Raw genomic sequence first — 16,231 nt, 5'->3', positions numbered from 1 at the left:
TGCGGCGGTTTCCGTCGTGACGACCGTGGCGGCAGCGACCGTCCGTCCTTCCCGCGTCGCGATGACCGTGGCGGTAGCGACCGTCCGTCGTACCCGCGCCGTGATGACGACCGTGGTGGGCGTCCCTCGGGTGGTGGCGGCGGTTTCCGTCGTGACGACCGTGGTGGGGACCGTCCGTCGTACCCGCGCCGTGATGACGACCGTGGTGGGCGTCCCTCGGGTGGTGGCGGCGGTTTCCGTCGTGACGACCGTGGCGGCAGCGACCGTCCGTCCTTCCCGCGTCGCGATGACCGTGGCGGTAGCGACCGTCCGTCGTACCCGCGTCGTGATGACGACCGTGGTGGGTTCCGTGGTGGTCGTGATGACCGTGGTGGGGACCGTCCGTCCTTCCCGCGTCGTGATGACCGGGGTGGGGACCGTCCGTCGTACCCGCGTCGTGACGATGACCGTGGTGGGTTCCGTGGTGGTCGTGATGACCGTGGTGGGGACCGTCCGTCCTTCCCGCGCCGCGACGACCGGGGTGGGGACCGTCCCTCGTACCCGCGTCGCGACGACGACCGCGGCGGGGACCGTGGTGGGTTCCGTGGCGGACGCGATGACCGGGGCGGCGACCGTGGTGGCTACCGCGGGCGTGACGACCGGGGTGGCGACCGTGACTTCCGTGCCGACCGCGACCGGGACCCGGTCAAGCGGCTTCCGATCGACGACGACATCACCGGCCACGAGATCGACGCCGATGTGCGTCAGGAGCTCCTGAGCCTGCCCAAGGGCCTGGCCGAGGAGGTTTCGCGCAACCTGGTGATGGTGGCCCGGCTGATCGACGAGGACCCGGAGCAGTCGTACGCGTACGCCCGCATCGCCCTGCGTCTGGCCTCCCGCGTCGCCGCCGTCCGCGAGGCCGCCGGCTTCGCGGCGTACGCCACGCAGAAGTACAGCGAGGCTCTCGCCGAGTTCCGTGCCGCGAAGCGGATGACCGGTTCCGTCGAGTTGTGGCCCGTGATGGCCGACTGCGAGCGCGGCCTCGGCCGTCCGGAGCGGGCGCTGGCCATGGCCGGCGAGCCCGAGGTGCAGAAGCTGGACAAGGCCGGCCAGGTCGAGATGCGTCTGGTCGCCGCCGGTGCCCGCCGTGACATGGGCGAGCTCGACGCCGCCATCGTCACCCTCCAGAGTCCGGAACTGGCCTCCAGCGCCGTGCAGCCGTGGACCGCGCGCCTGCGGTACGCGTACGCCGACGCCCTGCTGGCGGCCGGTCGTGAGGACGAGGCGCGCGAGTGGTTCGCCAAGACCCTCGAAGCGGACAAGGACGGGGCGACCGACGCCTCCGACCGCCTCGCCGAGATCGACGGCGTCGAGTTCGTGGACGCCGCGACCCTCGCGGAGAACGCGAACGACGACGCGGACGCCGACTTCGATGACGAGGACGACGACCAGGACGACGACCAGGACGAAGCCGAAGTCGCCGCCGCCGAGCGCGCGGGCGACCAGGCCGAGTACTACGACGAGGACGACGACGAGTACGAGCCCGTCGAGGACTCCGACGTCGACGCCACCGACGAGATCGTGGTCATCGAGGACGACGAGCGCGACGACGAGCGCGACGAGCGCGATGACCGGGACGAGCGCGATGAGCGCGACGACCGGGTCTGAGCAGTCGGACTGACGTGACGAAAGGGCGGTACCCCACCGGGGGTACCGCCCTTTCGCGCGTTCGGGGCCCGGTCAGTCGAGGCTGCGCAGCACCAGGCCCGTCGCCGGCTTCGGGCCGAAGGAGGTGGACTTGCGGGGCATGGTGACGCCCTGGCGGGCCAGGTCCCGCACCACGTCCTCGCGTACGGGGTGCAGCAGGACGGCGGTGCCGCCGTGGCGTTCGGCCATGGCGACGGTCGCGGGGGCGTCGTGGATGTACGTGATGTGGTCCGGGGCGTCCGGCACCTGCCACAGGGTGTCCAGCAGGGAGGCGTGCAGCACGGTCGCGTCGAGCCGGCGCCAGGCCTCGGGGCGGTCGCGGCGCACGGTCCGGGCGATCAGCTCCGGGTCGGGGTCGGTGACCAGGTGGAAGGTGCCGTCCCCGGTGAGCAGGAAGGCGTTGCCGCGTTCCGAGGCGTCCGCGAGGACTTCCAGGGCGAGCGGCAGGGGCCCGTCGACGGGGCGGACGCGGAAGTTCCCTTCGAGCGCGGCGAGCGCGTCGGCGAGGGGCAGGCGGCGCAGCATCCGGTGGATGGCGCGGACCTGGAGCGGGTAGCGGGCCGTGTCGACGAGGAGGACCAGGCCGAAGTCCCACGGGGTGGGGGAGCCGTGCTCCTCCTGGAGGCGCAGGTACGTCGCCCAGCGGTGGTGGCCGTCGGCGATGAGGGCCTGGCGGTGGCCGAGGTCGGCGGCGACGGCGGCCAGCTCGGCCGGATCGGTGACGGCCCACAGCCGGTGCAGGAACCCGTCCTCGGTGACGGTCGACAGGAGGGGGGTGCGGGTGGCGGCGGCCTCCACGACGGCTGCGGCCCCGGTACCCGGTCCGTCACCGCGGTAGGTGAGCAGCAGCGGTTCCAGGTTCGCCGACGTCGCGCGCATCAGGCCGGCGCGGTCGGTGACGACGTCCGGCATGACGTCCTCGTGCGGCAGGACGATGCCGGCGTCCGCGGTCGACAGGGCCAGGGCGCCGACGACGCCGCGTTGCAGGAGGGAGCCCTTGCGCTGCTCGTAGACGTAGAGGGCGGCGTCGGGGTCGGCGCTGAGGACGCCCTCGGCCAGCCAGTCGTGGAGGGTGCGGGCGGCCTGCTCGTTGCGGGCGGCCGGGGTTTCGGCCTGCGGCAGGATCAGCCGGACGATGTTGTGCGGGTCCGCGGATTCGAGGTAGTCGACTCCGTCGGGTCGTACGACCACGTCGTACGGCGGCGAGGTGACGGCGGACAGGCTGCCGACGCGTTCCGGGACGTAACGCAGTCCGTGGAAGGGGATCAGGCGCAGCCCGTGCTCCGCGTTGCCAGGTGTGGTCATTGGTGCATCGTAAGACGCGTCTCGCGATGCGGGATGATCGGGGGAGTAATGGGGTAGCGCAATATCGGACAAGTTCGATCATGTGAGGAGCGGACCGGATGACCCGGCAGAGCAGGACCAGTCCCGCGGGCAGTGAGCGGAGTCTGCACCAGGCGTACGACACGGCCCTGCTGGACCTCGACGGGGTGGTGTACGCGGGGGGCCGTGCCATCGCGCACGCCGTGGACTCCCTCGCGGTGGCCCGGGAGGAGGGGATGCACCTCGCCTACGTCACGAACAACGCGCTGCGGACGCCGGAGGCGGTGGCGGAGCACCTCGGCGAGCTCGGGATCCCGACGGACGCGGCCGAGGTGATCACCTCGGCGCAGGCGGTGGCCCGGCTGATCGCGGACCAGGTGGAGGCCGGTGCGAAGGTGCTGGTGATCGGTGGCGAGGGGCTGCGGGTCGCGTTGCGCGAGCGCGGGTTGGTGCCGGTGGACTCGGCCGAGGAGGAGGGGCTCGCGGCGGTCGTCCAGGGGTACGGGGGACCGGACCTGGCGTGGGGGCGGTTCGCGGAGGCCTCGTACGCGATCAACCGGGGGGTGCCCTGGTACGCGTCGAACACGGACCTGACGATTCCGGGCGCGCGCGGGATCGCGCCGGGCAACGGCGCGGCCGTGGAGGTCGTACGGATCGCCACGGGCGCGGAGCCGCAGGTGGCGGGGAAGCCGCTGCCCCCGATGCACCGGGAGACGGTCCTGCGGACCGGGGCGAAGCGGCCGTTGGTGGTCGGGGACCGGCTGGACACCGACATCGAGGGCGCCCACAACGGGGACGTCGACTCGCTGCTCGTGCTGACCGGGGTGACGGACGCCGCGCAGCTGCTGCGGGCCGAGCCGAAGCACCGGCCGACCTACGTGGACCGTGACCTGCGCGGGCTGTTGACCGGGCAGCCGGAACCGACGGAGCGGGCCGGCACCTGGCGGTGCGGCGGCTGGAGCGCCGTGGACACGGGCACCTACCTGGACGTCTCGCCGGTCCCGGAGGCCGACGGGACACCGTCGTCGGTGGACGCGGATCCGATCGACGGGCTGCGGGCGCTGTGCGCGGTCGCCTGGTCGGCGGCCGGGGACGGCTCCTATGCGCACGACGTGGAGAAGGCGCTGGCCAAGCTGGGGCTGTGAGCCGGGCGTTCATCCGGAGGCGCTCCCTCCGGGGCGCTCGCCTCGGTCGTTCGGATGAACGCATTGTCGGCAAGCTAGGTTAGCCTAACCTTCGTATTAATCGACAGTCCCCCCGAATCCGAACGGAGCACCGCGCCGGTGCCCGCCGCCCGTCCGCGCCACGCGGCGCGCGCGGCCGGGCTGCTCGGCGCGGTCGCCGTACTGGTCCTGATCATGGTGGCGAGCATCGCCGTCGGGGCCAAGCCGATGTCCCTCGACGACGTCTGGCACGGCCTGTTCTCGTACGCCGGAACCCCGAACGACGTGGTGGTGCGGGACCTGCGGGTCCCGCGCACCCTCCTCGGGGTGCTCGTCGGGCTGGGCCTCGGCCTGTCCGGCGCGGTGATGCAGGCCCTGACCCGCAACCCGCTGGCCGAGCCCGGCATCCTCGGTGTGAACGCGGGCGCCGCGGCCGCCGTCGTATCGGCGATCAGCTTCTTCGGGGCCGCCTCGCTGACCGAGTTCGTGTGGTGGGCCTTCCTCGGGGCGGGAGTCGTCTCGGTCGTCGTCTACGTGCTCGGCGGCAGCCGCAGCGCGACGCCGGTGCGCCTCGCGCTCGCCGGTACGGCGGCCAGCGCCGCGCTCGTCGGCTACATCAACGCCGTGCAGCTCATGGACTCCAAGGCGCTGGACAAGCTGCGTTTCTGGACGGTCGGGTCGCTGTCCTCCGCGACCATGGACACCGTCCAACAGGTGGCGCCGTTCCTGCTGGCCGGCGCGGCCCTCGCGCTGTTGCTGGGACGCCCGCTCAACGCCATGGCCATGGGCGACGACACCGCGCGGGCCCTGGGCGCCCACCTGACGCGGACCCGGATCGCGGCGATGGTCGCCATCACCCTGCTGTGCGGGGCGGCGACCGCGGCGTGCGGACCGATCGTGTTCGTCGGGCTGATGATCCCGCACCTGGTGCGGGCCTTGACCGGGCCGGACATGCGCTGGGTGCTGGTGTACTCGGCGGTGCTGGCGCCGGTCCTGCTGCTGGGCGCCGACGTCATCGGACGGGTCGTCACCCGGCCCGCCGAACTGCAGGTCGGGATCGTCACGGCGCTGATCGGCGGGCCGGTCTTCATCCACCTGGTCCGGCGCAAGAGGATGGCCCAACTGTGAGCGCGAACGGTACGAAGACCGCGGCCGGCGCCGTCTCCACCGCGCCGAAGGCCCGGCTGCGGGCGCTGCGCGGGCCCGGGCGGACCTCGCTGCGCGTGGAGCCCCGCGCGCTGGTCACCGGAGTGGTGCTGGCCGTCGCGACCGTGGTGCTCGCCGTCGTGCTCATCGGCACCGGCGACTTCGAGATCGCGCCCGCGGACGTCGTACGGACCCTGCTGGGCAACGGCAGCCCCGCCCACGACTTCATCGTCAACGACCTGCGGCTGCCCCGGGTCCTCGTCGCCGTCCTGGTCGGCGCGGCCCTCGGGATGTCCGGCGCGGTCTTCCAGTCCGTCTCCCGCAACCCGCTGGGCTCGCCCGACCTGTTGGGCTTCGGGCACGGCGCGTCCGTGGGCGCGCTCGTCGTCATCGTCGTCTTCAAGGGCGGCGCCGGCGAGGTGGCGCTGGGCGCGCTGATCGGCGGTCTGCTCACGGGCGCCGCCGTCTACCTGCTCGCGTACAAACAGGGGATCCAGGGGTACCGGCTGGTGCTCGTCGGCATCGGCTCCTCCGCCGTGCTCGTCGCCGTGATCCAGTACCTGATGACCAAGGCCCAGGTCGTCGAGGCCACCCGGGCGATGGTCTGGCTGACGGGTTCGCTGGCCGGCCGGGACTGGGCGCAGGTGTGGCCGCTGCTGGCGACCTGCGCCGTACTGTTCCCGCTGGTCCTCGGGCAGAGCCGGGCGCTGCGCACGATCGAGATGGGTGACGACGCGGCGTACGCGCTGGGCGTGCGGGTGGAACGCACCCGCATGGTGCTGATGCCGGCGGCGATCGTCCTGACCACCGCGGCGGCCGCGGCCGCCGGGCCGATCAGCTTCGTCGCGCTGGCCGCGCCCCAACTGGCGCGACGGCTGAGCCGCTCGACCGGCTCGAACCTGCTGACCGGCGCGCTGATGGGCGCCGTCCTGCTGCTGGCCTCCGACCTGGCCTCGCAGCGGGCGTTCGGCGCGGACCAGCTGCCGGTGGGCGTGGTGACCGGGCTCGTCGGCGGCCTCTACCTGCTCTGGCTGCTCGTCGCGGAGCGCAAGGCGGGACGCATATGAGGACGCCGGCCGGCGGGAGCGCCCCGGGAAGGATTCCGGCAAGGAATCCGGCAAGAAGTCCCGCATCGGAAATCGGTCCGGAAACGAGCCCGGAAACGAGCCCGGCAACCAGTCCGGCCATACGAGGAGTACGCACGTGCAGCGGCTGACCGCGGAGAACGTCACGCTCGGCTACGACCAGCGGATCATCGCGGAGAACCTGTCGGTGGAGATACCCGACCACTCCTTCACGGTGATCGTGGGCCCCAACGCCTGCGGGAAGTCGACACTGCTGCGGGCCCTGTCGCGGATGCTGAAGCCGTCCACGGGGCGGGTGCTGCTGGACGGGCAGGCCATCGCGTCGATGCCCGCCAAGAAGGTGGCCAGGACGCTGGGCCTGCTCCCGCAGTCCTCGATCGCCCCCGACGGCATCACCGTCGCCGACCTCGTCTCGCGCGGCCGGTACCCGCACCAGGGACTGCTGCGCCAGTGGTCGCCGCAGGACGAGCGGATCGTGAACGAGTCGATGGCCGCCACCGGCGTCGCCGAGCTCGCCGACCGGTCCGTGGACGAGCTGTCGGGCGGTCAGCGCCAGCGGGTGTGGATCGCGATGGCGCTCGCCCAGCAGACCCCGCTGCTGCTGCTCGACGAGCCGACGACCTATCTGGACATCCAGCACCAGCTCGACGTCCTCGACCTGTGCGCGGAGCTGCACGAGGAACAGGGCCGGACCCTGGTGGCGGTGCTCCACGACCTCAACCACGCCGCCCGCTACGCCACCCACCTGATCGCGCTGCGCGGGGGAGTCGTCGTCGCGGAGGGCCCGCCCGCCGAGGTGGTCACCGCCGGGCTGGTGGAGGAGGTCTTCGGGGTCCGCTGCCAGATCATCGAGGACCCGGAGACGGGCACGCCCCTGGTGGTGCCGGCGGGCCGCTCGGCCCGTACGCGCGCGGCTGCCGCAGCGCTCTGAACCACTGGACCACCGCGCGGACGAGTCCGCCGGGTCCCGTCCTACAGCAGGGACTTCAGGCGCAGCAGATCGCGGAAGCCCGCCTCCAGCCGGACCCGGCCCGAGGCCCAGGCCTTGGGGAACTTCAGCTCGCCCGCGACCAGCGCGAGCAGGTCGTCGCCGGTCATCGCGAGCCTGATCTCGGCCTTCGCGCGGGGCGGGCCGGGCTCGACCGCGTCCACCCGGATCCGGCCGTCGTCGAGGCGGCCGGTGAAGGTCCGGTCGAGGTCGGTGATGTGACAGCTCAGGGAGCGGTCCAGGGCGGTCGCGCCGCGCACGTCGCCCTCGGCCCGCGCCAGGTTGTCGGAGAGTCGGTCGAGTGCTTCGCGGCACTCCTCGATCGTAGCCATGGTGATCACGACCGTACCGCAGAGCCGTGCGCGGCCGTCGACCCGCTTCGCGGTAGCGTCGAACCATGACCGACGAACGACCGGAGAGCGCCGCCGACCACTCCGAGGGGCCCGGGACGGCGTCCGGCGAGGACCTCGCGGCGGAGTCCGCCGAACCGGCCGCGCCCGCTCCGCTGGGCGTCGTACGCACCCCCACCGGCCACGCCGCCGTCGACGGCCACCTGGAGCGGCTGGCGGACGCGGACCGGCTCGCGGCGGACGGACACGTCGAGGTGTACGAGGATGTGCACAGGGGACTGCGCGAGGCGCTGACCGCGCTGGACGCACCGACCGTCCCCGGACCTTACGAAAACAGGAGCTGAACCGATCGTGGCAGGAGTGGCACGCCGCCGCCTGGACGCCGAACTGGTACGCCGCAGCATGGCCCGCTCGCGGGAGCACGCGGCCCAGCTGATCGCCGCCGGCCGGGTGACGGTGGGCGGTACCACCGCGACCAAGCCGGCCACCCAGGTCGAGACCAGCGCGGCCCTCGTCGTGCTGAAGGACGACAGCGACCCCGACTACGTCTCCCGGGGCGGCCACAAGCTGGCCGGCGCCCTCGCGGCGTTCGGGCCGCGGGGCCTGGTCGTCGAGGGTCGGCGGGCGCTCGACGCCGGAGCCTCCACCGGCGGCTTCACCGACGTGCTGCTGCGGGCGGGCGTGGACCACGTCGTCGCCGTCGACGTCGGGTACGGGCAGCTCGCCTGGTCCCTGCAGAGCGACGACCGGGTCACGGTGAAGGACCGCACCAACGTCCGCGAGCTGACCGTCGAGCTGATCGACGGGATCCCGGTGGACCTGGTCGTCGGGGACCTGTCGTTCATCTCGATCGGGCTGGTGCTGCCCGCGCTCGTACGGTGCACGGCAGCCGGCGCGGACCTGGTGCTGATGGTGAAGCCGCAGTTCGAGGTGGGCAAGGACCGCCTCGGCAGCGGCGGCGTGGTGCGCAGCCCCGAGCTGCGCGCGGAAGCGGTGCGCGACGTCGCGGCGCAGGCCTGGAAGCTGGGGCTGGGCGTGGTCGGGGTGACGGCGAGCCCGCTGCCCGGTCCGTCGGGGAACGTCGAGTACTTTTTGTGGCTGCGGGCGGGGGCACCGGCACTCGACCCGGGGGATGTGGATCGTGCAGTGGCGGAGGGGCCTCAGTGACAGATTCATCGGCGTCAGCGGGTTCGGCATTTCCGACGGGTCCGGGGGAACCGGATCCGGCGGCGCCGCGCACCGTCTTCCTGGTCGCGCACACCGGGCGGCCCGCGGCCATCCGCAGTGCGGAACTGGTCGTGCAGGGCCTCCTGAAATCGGGCCTCGGGGTCCGCGTCCTGGAGCACGAGGCGGCGGACCTGCCGCTGCCGCCCGAGGTGGAACTCGTCGCGGAGTGCACGCCCACGGTGCTCGAGGGGTGTGAGCTGCTGATCGTGCTGGGCGGCGACGGGACCCTGCTGCGCGGGGCGGAGTTCGCGCGCGGCTCGGGCGTTCCGATGCTCGGCGTCAACCTGGGCCGGGTCGGGTTCCTCGCCGAGGCCGAGCGCGACGACCTGGACCGGGTCGTGGACCGGGTCGTCACCCGGGAGTACGAGGTCGAGGAGCGGATGACCCTCGACGTCCTCGTACGGACGAACGGTGACGTGGTCCACCGGGACTGGGCGCTGAACGAGGCCGCCGTCCAGAAGGTGTCCCCGGAGCGGATGCTGGAGGTGGTCCTGGAGATCGACGGGCGCCCGGTGACCGGCTTCGGGTGTGACGGGATCGTCTGCGCGACGCCGACCGGCTCGACGGCGTACGCCTTCTCGGCGGGCGGACCGGTGGTGTGGCCGGAGGTCGAGGCGCTGCTGATGGTGCCGATCAGCGCGCACGCGCTGTTCGCGAAGCCCCTGGTGACCTCGCCGGACTCGGTGCTGGCGGTCGAGGTGCAGACGGGCACCCCGCACGGCGTGCTGTGGTGCGACGGGCGGCGGATGCTGGAGCTGCCGTCCGGGGCCCGGGTGGAGGTCCGCCGGGGCACGGTGCCGGTGCGGCTCGCCCGGCTGCACCACGCGTCCTTCACGGACCGGCTCGTCGCGAAGTTCGCGCTGCCGGTCTCGGGCTGGCGCGGCGCACCCCACTAGGCGGACGGCGTCGGAAGCCGCCGGAAGCCACCCTCGGGTGCCGTCCCATAAGTCGGTATTGGTACACGCGTTCGAAACGCTCGCGTGGGCGCTGTCCCATGGCACCGGTGAAACCTCGGTATCGTCGTCCCGTGCTTGAGGAGATGCGGATACGGTCGCTCGGGGTCATCGACGACGCGGTGGTCGAGCTGTCGCCCGGATTCACCGCGGTGACCGGCGAGACCGGCGCGGGCAAGACGATGGTCGTCACCAGCCTCGGCCTGCTGCTCGGCGGTCGCGCCGACCCGGCCCTGGTACGGATCGGGGCCAAGGCCGCGGTGGTCGAGGGACGCATCGTCCTGCGCCCGGACTCGCCCGCCGCCCTGCGCGCCGAGGAGGCCGGGGCGGAGCTCGACGAGGGCGTCCTGCTGATCAGCCGGACCGTGTCCGCCGAGGGGCGCTCGCGCGCCCACGTCGGCGGCCGCTCGGTGCCCGTCGGCCTGCTCGGCGAGCTCGCCGACGAACTGATCGCCGTCCACGGCCAGACCGACCAGCAGGGCCTCCTGAGGCCCGCCCGGCAGCGCCAGGCCCTCGACCGGTACGCCGGGGACGCGGTCGCCGTCCCCCTGGAGAAGTACGCCGGCGCCTACCGCAGGTTGCGCGCCGTCGCCGTCGAGCTGGACACCCTCACCACCCGGGCCCGGGAGCGGGCCCAGGAGGCGGACCTGCTGCGCTTCGGCCTCGAGGAGGTCGCCGCCGTGGAACCGCTGCCCGGCGAGGACGCCGAGCTGGCGGCGGAGGCCGAGCGGCTCGGACACGCCGAATCGCTCGCGTCGGCCGCGCAGGTCGCCCACGCGGCCCTCGCGGGCAACCCCGAGGACCCGGAGGGCATCGACGCGAACACGCTCGTCGCGGGCGCGCACCGGGCCCTGGAATCCGTACGCTCCCACGACCCGGTCCTGGGAGCGCTCGCCGAGCGGATCGGGGAGCTCGGCATCCTGCTCACCGACGTGGCCGGCGAACTCGCGGGGTACGCCGACGACCTCGACGCCGATCCGCTGCGGCTCGCCGCGGTGGAGGAGCGCCGGGCGGCGCTGACGCAGCTCACCCGCAAGTACGGCGACTCCATCGACTCCGTACTCCAATGGGCCCAGCAGGGCTCCGCCCGGCTGCTGGAGCTGGACGGGGACGACGAGCGGATCGCCGAGCTGACCGCCGAGCGGGACGCACTGCGCGACGAACTCTCCCTGTTGGCACAGGCGTTGACGGACGCGCGGGGCGAGGCCGCCGAACGGTTCGCCTCCGCCGTGACCGCGGAACTGGCCTCCCTGGCCATGCCGCACGCGCGCGTGACGATCGACATCCGGCAGGCCGAGGACGCCGAGGGCGTCGAGGTCGGCGGTCGCACGGTCGCGTACGGACCCTCGGGCGCCGACGAGGTCGAACTGCTGCTGGCCCCGCACCCGGGCGCCCAGCCGCGGCCGATCGCCAAGGGCGCCTCCGGCGGTGAGCTGTCCCGGGTCATGCTGGCGGTGGAGGTCGTGTTCGCCGGGTCCGACCCGGTGCCCACCTACCTCTTCGACGAGGTCGACGCGGGCGTCGGCGGCAAGGCGGCCGTCGAGGTCGGACGGCGGCTCGCGAAGCTGGCCAAGTCCGCGCAGGTCGTGGTCGTCACCCACCTTCCGCAGGTGGCGGCCTTCGCCGACCGGCAGCTGCTGGTGGAGAAGACCGTCGACGGGTCCGTGACCCGCTCGGGCGTGACCGTGCTGGAGGGCGAGGACCGGATCCGCGAACTGTCCCGGATGCTGGCCGGGCAGGAGGACTCGCAGACCGCGCGCGCCCACGCCGAGGAACTGCTCGACGCGGCCCGCGCCGACGCCTGACGCGGCCGGAGGGGCCCGGGACGACGTCCGTCCCGGGCCCCTCCGGCACGTCGGGGACGGGGCTCCGGACGGCTCCGGGGTGACGTCGCGGTAGCCCGTGTGGGTGAGGCCGGCGGGCAGCGCGCGGTATCCCGTACGGGATCCGCACCCGTATGGTCCCGGAACGCGCGTGCGGACTGGCATCCTGGGCGACGTCTCTGACTCCTCCCCCTGGAGCTTCGGCCCGTGAGCAGCTCCCCGGTTTCGTTCCCCGCCCCCGCACAACCGTACGGGCGGCCCCCGCTGCGTACCGTCCAGATCCTCGGCGGTGCGGGCGCGGGCAGCAGCGCCCACGTACGGTCCCTGACGACCGGTCTGGCCGCGCGCGGGGTGCGCGTGACGGTCTGCGCCCCCGTCGCCGCGGAGGGGGAGTACGACTTCACCGGCGCCGGCGCGGAGTTCACGCCGGACGCCGCGAGCGCGCTGCGGGCCGCCTGCGCCGGGGCGGACCTGGTGCACGCGCACGGGGTGCGCGCCGGCATGCGGGCCGCCCTGGCCCTGCGCGGCCGGCGGGTGCCGCTGGTGGTGACCTGGCACGGCGGCGCCCCCGAGGCCCCCGGCCCGTTCGGGCGCCTCGGCCGGCTGCTGGAGCGGCACGTCGCGCGGACCGCGGCGGTGGTGCTGGGCGCCTCCTCCGACCAGGTGGACCTCGCCCGGCTGCGCGGGGCGCGCGACGCCCGGCTCGCGGCCGTGGCGGTACCGGCGGGCGCGCCCGACGGGGCGGAACCCGGTCTCGACGCGGACAAGACCCGGGCCGAACTGGGCGTCGTGGAAAGGCCGTTGGTCATCGCGATCGGCAGCCTGGTGGCCCGGCGCGGGTACTCCGTCCTGCTGGACGCGGCGCGTGCCTGGCGGGCCCTGGACCCGGTACCGCTGCTCGTCATCGCGGGGGAGGGGCCGCTGCGCGCCGAGTTGTCCCGGCGCATCGAGGAGGAGGGCCTGCCGGTACGGCTGCTGGGCCGGCGCCGCGACGCCGACCGGCTGCTGGCCGCCGCCGACATCGCGGTGCTGCCCAGCCGCTGGGAAGGACGCTCCCTGCTGGCCCAGGAGGCCCTGCGGGCCGGGGTGGCCCTGGTGGCCACCGAGGTCGGCGGAGTGCCCGAGCTGGTCGGCGACGCGGCCGTGCTGGTCCCGTACGGGGACCCGGGCGCGCTGGCGGGCGCCGTGGCCGCGCTGCTCGGCGACCCCGGCCGGCGCGCCGGCCTCGCGGAGGCGGGGCGGGCCCAGGCCGCGACGTGGCCGTCCGAGGACGACACGGTCGCGCAGGTCCTGTCGGTGTACGACGAGCTGATGGAACGGCAGCGCTGACGGCGACCGGCCCCGGTTCCCTCAGGAGGCCACCACGTGCCGGCGGGCGCGCAGGGCCAGGCTGAGGGAGAGCACCGTCTCCGGGTCGTCCAGGTCCGCGCCCAGCAACTCGGAGATCCGCGCGAGGCGGTTGTACAGGGTCTGGCGGTTCAGGTGCAGCTCCCGGGCCGTCTCCGCCTTGCGCCCCGCGTGCGCCAGGTACGTCTCCAGGGTGGGCAGCAGCGGCGGCCGGGAAGCGGCGTCGTGGACGCGCAGCGCCCCGATCGCCCGGTCCACGAAGGCCGCCAGGTCGGGCTGCTCGCGCAACCGCCACAGCAGCAGGTCGATGTCCAGGCGGCGGGCGTCGTACCAGGGCCGGGGCGGGAGCCCGTGCGCCGCCGTCGCCGTCTCGGCGGCGTGCCGCAGCCCCGCCGAGGCGGCCGCCCAACTGCCGGAGACCCCGACGACCACCGCCGGGGGCGCCCCGGCCCGGTCCAGGCCGGCCCGCTCGACGCCCGCCCGCAGCGCGGCCGCGACCCGGTCGGCGACCGTCGTGCGCTCGGACTCGGCGCGCAGCGACACCAGCAGCGGCACCCGTCCCTCCACCGGACGGACGCCCAGCAGCACCGGGACCCCGACCGACGCCAGCTCCTCCAGCACCGCGCGGGCCAGGACGGCCCAGTTCCCCGAGGCCCCCAGGTCGGAGGAGAGCCGCATCACGATCGGCAGCAGCGGTCCCGTGCCCGGCCTGAAGCCCAGCACGCGGGCCTGCGCCGGGGCGTCCTCCGCCGAGATGCGGCCCTCCGCCAGGTCCGTCAGGAAGTCGCCGCGGCCGCGCGCCGCCAGCTCCTCCTCCTGCCGGGCCTGCATCAGGACCACGGCCAGCACCCCGGCCGTCCGCTCCGCCGCCATCCGGTGCACCGGCAGCAGGGGAGCCGACACCCCGGCCAGGACCAGCCGGGCCCGGACCGAGCCCGTGCCGTGACCGCCGCCGGGCACGTCGATCACCACCGCGTTCCCCGAGGGCTCGACCTCGCGCTGGCCGCGCAGCCCCTCCCAGACCTGGAGCGGGTCAGCCGCCGCGTCCCCGGCGACCGGGCCGGCCGCGTACAGCAACTGCCCGTCGGGGGTCTCCAGGAAGACCGGGTTGGCCGTGAAGTCGGCCAGGATGCGCAGCACCTGCGGGATCCCACCACCGCCCAGCAGGGCCTGCGTACATCGCCGGTGGACCTCCTCGGCCCGCTGGAGCAGGGCGTAGTGGCCGTTGACGATCTCGGTGTGGACCTCCTCGGTGACCGCGACGAACGGCACCTCCCGGTGCAGCTGCACCAGCGGCAGGCCGGCCGCGCGGGCCGTCTCCACCAGGGTCGCCGGCAGCCGGGTGAAGCGCGGACCCAGCTCGACGACCAGCGCGGCGATGCCCCGGTCCGCGAGACGGCGCACGAAGGCCCGCTGCTCGGCGGGGCGGGTGCCCAGGCCCAGACCCGTGGTCAGCAGCAGCTCACCGCCCTTGAGCAGTGAGGCGATGTTGGGGACCTCGCCCGCGTGCACCCAGCGGACGGTCCGGCCGAGCCGGTCGGCGCAGGCCACCACCTCCGGCAGGCCGCTGCGCAGCCCCGGCAGCTCCAGCGCCCGCTGAACCGTGATCCCGCCCTGATTGTCCATGTCGCCGGACGCTACCAGGGGGTCACGCGGGAGCGATGTTGTGGTTGAACCGGAAGACGTTGTCCGGGTCGTACTCCTGCTTCACCGCCCCCAGTCGGCGCATGTTCTGCGCGCCGAGCCCGGCCACGATGCGCCCCGAACCCTCGTGACCGGTGAAGTTGAGGTAGACCGCGCCGGTGGACCAGGGCGCCACGTCGGCCCGTACGTCCTTGACCCACTGGCGGCACAGCTCGTCGTCCGCCGGATCCTCCCAGATCGCGAACGGGTGGACCGCCCAGGCCGCGTCCCGGTACGGCACCGGGTAGTCGGCCGGCCCGTCGGCGATCGCGCCGCCCTGCGGGAACACGAGGTGCTGCGTGCCCGTCGGCACGGGCATCGTGTCGCCCCGCGCGCAGAACACGTCCACGAAGGGGTCCGGAATGCCCGTCAGGTACTCCGCCGACCAGTAGTTCCGCAGCCCCGGCGGGTCGTCGATCATGCACTGGAGATCGGCGTACGGAATGGCCGTCACGATCTCCGATTCGTGCGGCAGCGCCAGCAGCGGCTCGGCCAGCCGGCGCATCTCGTCCTCGGGGCCGGCGTAGGTCAGCAGCGCGCCCGCCATCAGCCGCCCCACCAGGTGCGCCGGTACGAACTCCTCCGGCGGGCCGGTGAGGTAGAGGGCCGCCCCGCTCGCCTCGCGCGGGCCCGCCTCCACCACGGCCCGGAACGTACGCACCACCTCGGGCCCGTACTCGGGGAGGTACAGCAGGAACGCGATCGACATGGCGGGCAGCTCGTGCAACCGGAGCGTCATCGACGTGGCGATCCCGAAGTTCCCGCCGCCGCCGTGCAGCGCCCAGAAGAGCTCCGGACGGTCCTCGGCGGTCGCGGTGACCGTCTCGCCGCCCGCGGTCACCAGGTCCACGCCCAGCAGGTTGTCGACGGCCAGCCCGAACTTCCGGTCCAGCCAGCCCGATCCGCCGCCCAGCACGAAACCGCCGACCCCGGTGGTGGAGGCCCGGCCGCCGGTCGTCGCCAGGCCGTGCGGCTGGCAGGCCCGGTCCAACCGGCTCATGGTCGCGCCGCCGCCCACCCGTACGGACCTGGCCCCCGGATGCACCGTCACCTCGTCCATCCGGCGCAGGTCCACCACGAGCGCGCCGTCGCCCAGCGCCATGCCCGCCACGCTGTGGCCGCCGCCGCGGACCGCGATCGGCAGGTCCGTCTCGCGGCCGAAGCGGACGGCCGTGACCACGTCCGCCTCGCTCTCGCACTGGGCGATCACCGCCGGACGCCGGTCGATCATGGCGTTGAAGACCGCCCTGGCCTCGTCGTAGCCGCTGTCCTCCGGGGTGAGGACGGGGCCCGAGAGGTCCTCGCGGAGCGCGGCCAGGGCCGAGGTCGCCTTCGATGGGGAAGCCATGACCGGCCCCCTTCCGAGAAGGGCAAAGGACCACTCCAGGCTAGGCGCGCCACCGGCCCGGGGCATCCCGGGAACGGGCTGCGGGCGGGCCGCCCCCGCGCGCGCGTGG

General features: G+C 74.1%; 14 protein-coding genes and 1 pseudogene. 10 read left to right on the top strand and 5 right to left on the bottom strand.

What is annotated here, in order from left to right; all coding sequences use genetic code 11:
* Positions 1–723, bottom strand: a pseudogene (locus ACFY0I_RS35420) (hypothetical protein); the annotation flags it as partial.
* A 15-nt stretch (positions 724–738) separates the two neighbouring features.
* Between ACFY0I_RS35420 and ACFY0I_RS35415 the strand changes: the two are divergent.
* Positions 739–1,647, top strand: coding sequence for a hypothetical protein (locus ACFY0I_RS35415; protein ID WP_388903586.1), 909 nt, complete (start codon positions 739–741; stop codon positions 1,645–1,647).
* Between the two features lie 72 nt (positions 1,648–1,719).
* Here ACFY0I_RS35415 and ACFY0I_RS35410 read toward each other — a convergent pair whose 3' ends face one another.
* Positions 1,720–2,991 (bottom strand): DUF1015 family protein, encoded by a 1,272-nt coding sequence (locus ACFY0I_RS35410; RefSeq protein ID WP_388903584.1) that lies wholly within the window; start codon positions 2,989–2,991, stop codon positions 1,720–1,722.
* A 98-nt stretch (positions 2,992–3,089) separates the two neighbouring features.
* Between ACFY0I_RS35410 and ACFY0I_RS35405 the strand changes: the two genes are divergently transcribed.
* From ACFY0I_RS35405 to ACFY0I_RS35390, 4 genes are all read left to right on the top strand, one after another.
* The gene (locus ACFY0I_RS35405; protein WP_388903581.1) at positions 3,090–4,154 is read left to right on the top strand and encodes an HAD-IIA family hydrolase; all 1,065 of its coding nucleotides are present in this window, start codon (positions 3,090–3,092) and stop codon (positions 4,152–4,154) included.
* Positions 4,155–4,367: 213 nt separating this feature from the next.
* Entirely contained in the window at positions 4,368–5,300 is a 933-nt protein-coding gene (locus tag ACFY0I_RS35400; protein WP_388903615.1) for a FecCD family ABC transporter permease, read from the top strand.
* Positions 5,297–6,385, top strand: a complete 1,089-nt coding sequence (locus ACFY0I_RS35395) for a FecCD family ABC transporter permease (RefSeq protein ID WP_388903578.1) — start codon at positions 5,297–5,299, stop codon at positions 6,383–6,385. Before ACFY0I_RS35400 ends, ACFY0I_RS35395 begins: the two co-directional genes overlap by 4 nt.
* Positions 6,386–6,521: 136 nt before the next feature.
* The gene (locus tag ACFY0I_RS35390) at positions 6,522–7,334 is read left to right on the top strand and encodes an ABC transporter ATP-binding protein (RefSeq protein ID WP_388903576.1); all 813 of its coding nucleotides are present in this window, start codon (positions 6,522–6,524) and stop codon (positions 7,332–7,334) included.
* A 41-nt stretch (positions 7,335–7,375) separates the two neighbouring features.
* On the opposite strand, the gene ACFY0I_RS35385 is transcribed toward ACFY0I_RS35390, so the two are convergent.
* Positions 7,376–7,723: an SCP2 sterol-binding domain-containing protein gene (locus tag ACFY0I_RS35385; protein ID WP_384004141.1), complete on the bottom strand. Its 348-nt coding sequence runs from the start codon at positions 7,721–7,723 to the stop codon at positions 7,376–7,378.
* Between the two features lie 65 nt (positions 7,724–7,788).
* On the opposite strand from ACFY0I_RS35385, the gene ACFY0I_RS35380 reads away from it, so the two are divergent.
* The 5 genes from ACFY0I_RS35380 (at position 7,789) to ACFY0I_RS35360 (ending at position 13,073) form a co-directional block, all read left to right on the top strand.
* Positions 7,789–8,085 (top strand): hypothetical protein, encoded by a 297-nt coding sequence (locus ACFY0I_RS35380; protein WP_388903573.1) that lies wholly within the window; start codon positions 7,789–7,791, stop codon positions 8,083–8,085.
* Positions 8,086–8,092: 7 nt separating this feature from the next.
* Complete coding sequence (locus ACFY0I_RS35375) at positions 8,093–8,908, top strand: TlyA family RNA methyltransferase (protein WP_388903572.1); 816 nt, start codon at positions 8,093–8,095, stop codon at positions 8,906–8,908.
* Entirely contained in the window at positions 8,905–9,864 is a 960-nt protein-coding gene (locus ACFY0I_RS35370; RefSeq protein WP_388903570.1) for an NAD kinase, read from the top strand. Before ACFY0I_RS35375 ends, ACFY0I_RS35370 begins: the two co-directional genes overlap by 4 nt.
* Before the next feature lie 143 nt (positions 9,865–10,007).
* Complete coding sequence (gene recN / locus ACFY0I_RS35365) at positions 10,008–11,726, top strand: DNA repair protein RecN (RefSeq protein WP_388903613.1); 1,719 nt, start codon at positions 10,008–10,010, stop codon at positions 11,724–11,726.
* Positions 11,727–11,951: 225 nt separating this feature from the next.
* Positions 11,952–13,073: a glycosyltransferase family 4 protein gene (locus tag ACFY0I_RS35360; RefSeq protein WP_388903567.1), complete on the top strand. Its 1,122-nt coding sequence runs from the start codon at positions 11,952–11,954 to the stop codon at positions 13,071–13,073.
* Positions 13,074–13,094: 21 nt separating this feature from the next.
* Here ACFY0I_RS35360 and ACFY0I_RS35355 read toward each other — a convergent pair whose 3' ends face one another.
* Both ACFY0I_RS35355 and ACFY0I_RS35350 read right to left on the bottom strand, forming a co-directional pair.
* Positions 13,095–14,717: a PucR family transcriptional regulator gene (locus tag ACFY0I_RS35355; protein ID WP_388903565.1), complete on the bottom strand. Its 1,623-nt coding sequence runs from the start codon at positions 14,715–14,717 to the stop codon at positions 13,095–13,097.
* 22 nt (positions 14,718–14,739) lie between these two features.
* Complete coding sequence (locus ACFY0I_RS35350) at positions 14,740–16,122, bottom strand: FAD-binding protein (RefSeq protein WP_388903562.1); 1,383 nt, start codon at positions 16,120–16,122, stop codon at positions 14,740–14,742.
* Between the last annotated feature and the right edge of the window lie 109 nt (positions 16,123–16,231).

Source organism: Streptomyces sp. NPDC001568, assembly GCF_042893755.1.
In the GTDB taxonomy this organism is placed as follows: domain Bacteria; phylum Actinomycetota; class Actinomycetes; order Streptomycetales; family Streptomycetaceae; genus Streptomyces.
The sequence above is the reverse complement of the archived record's forward strand: the minus strand, read 5'-3'. Positions and strand labels throughout refer to the sequence as shown.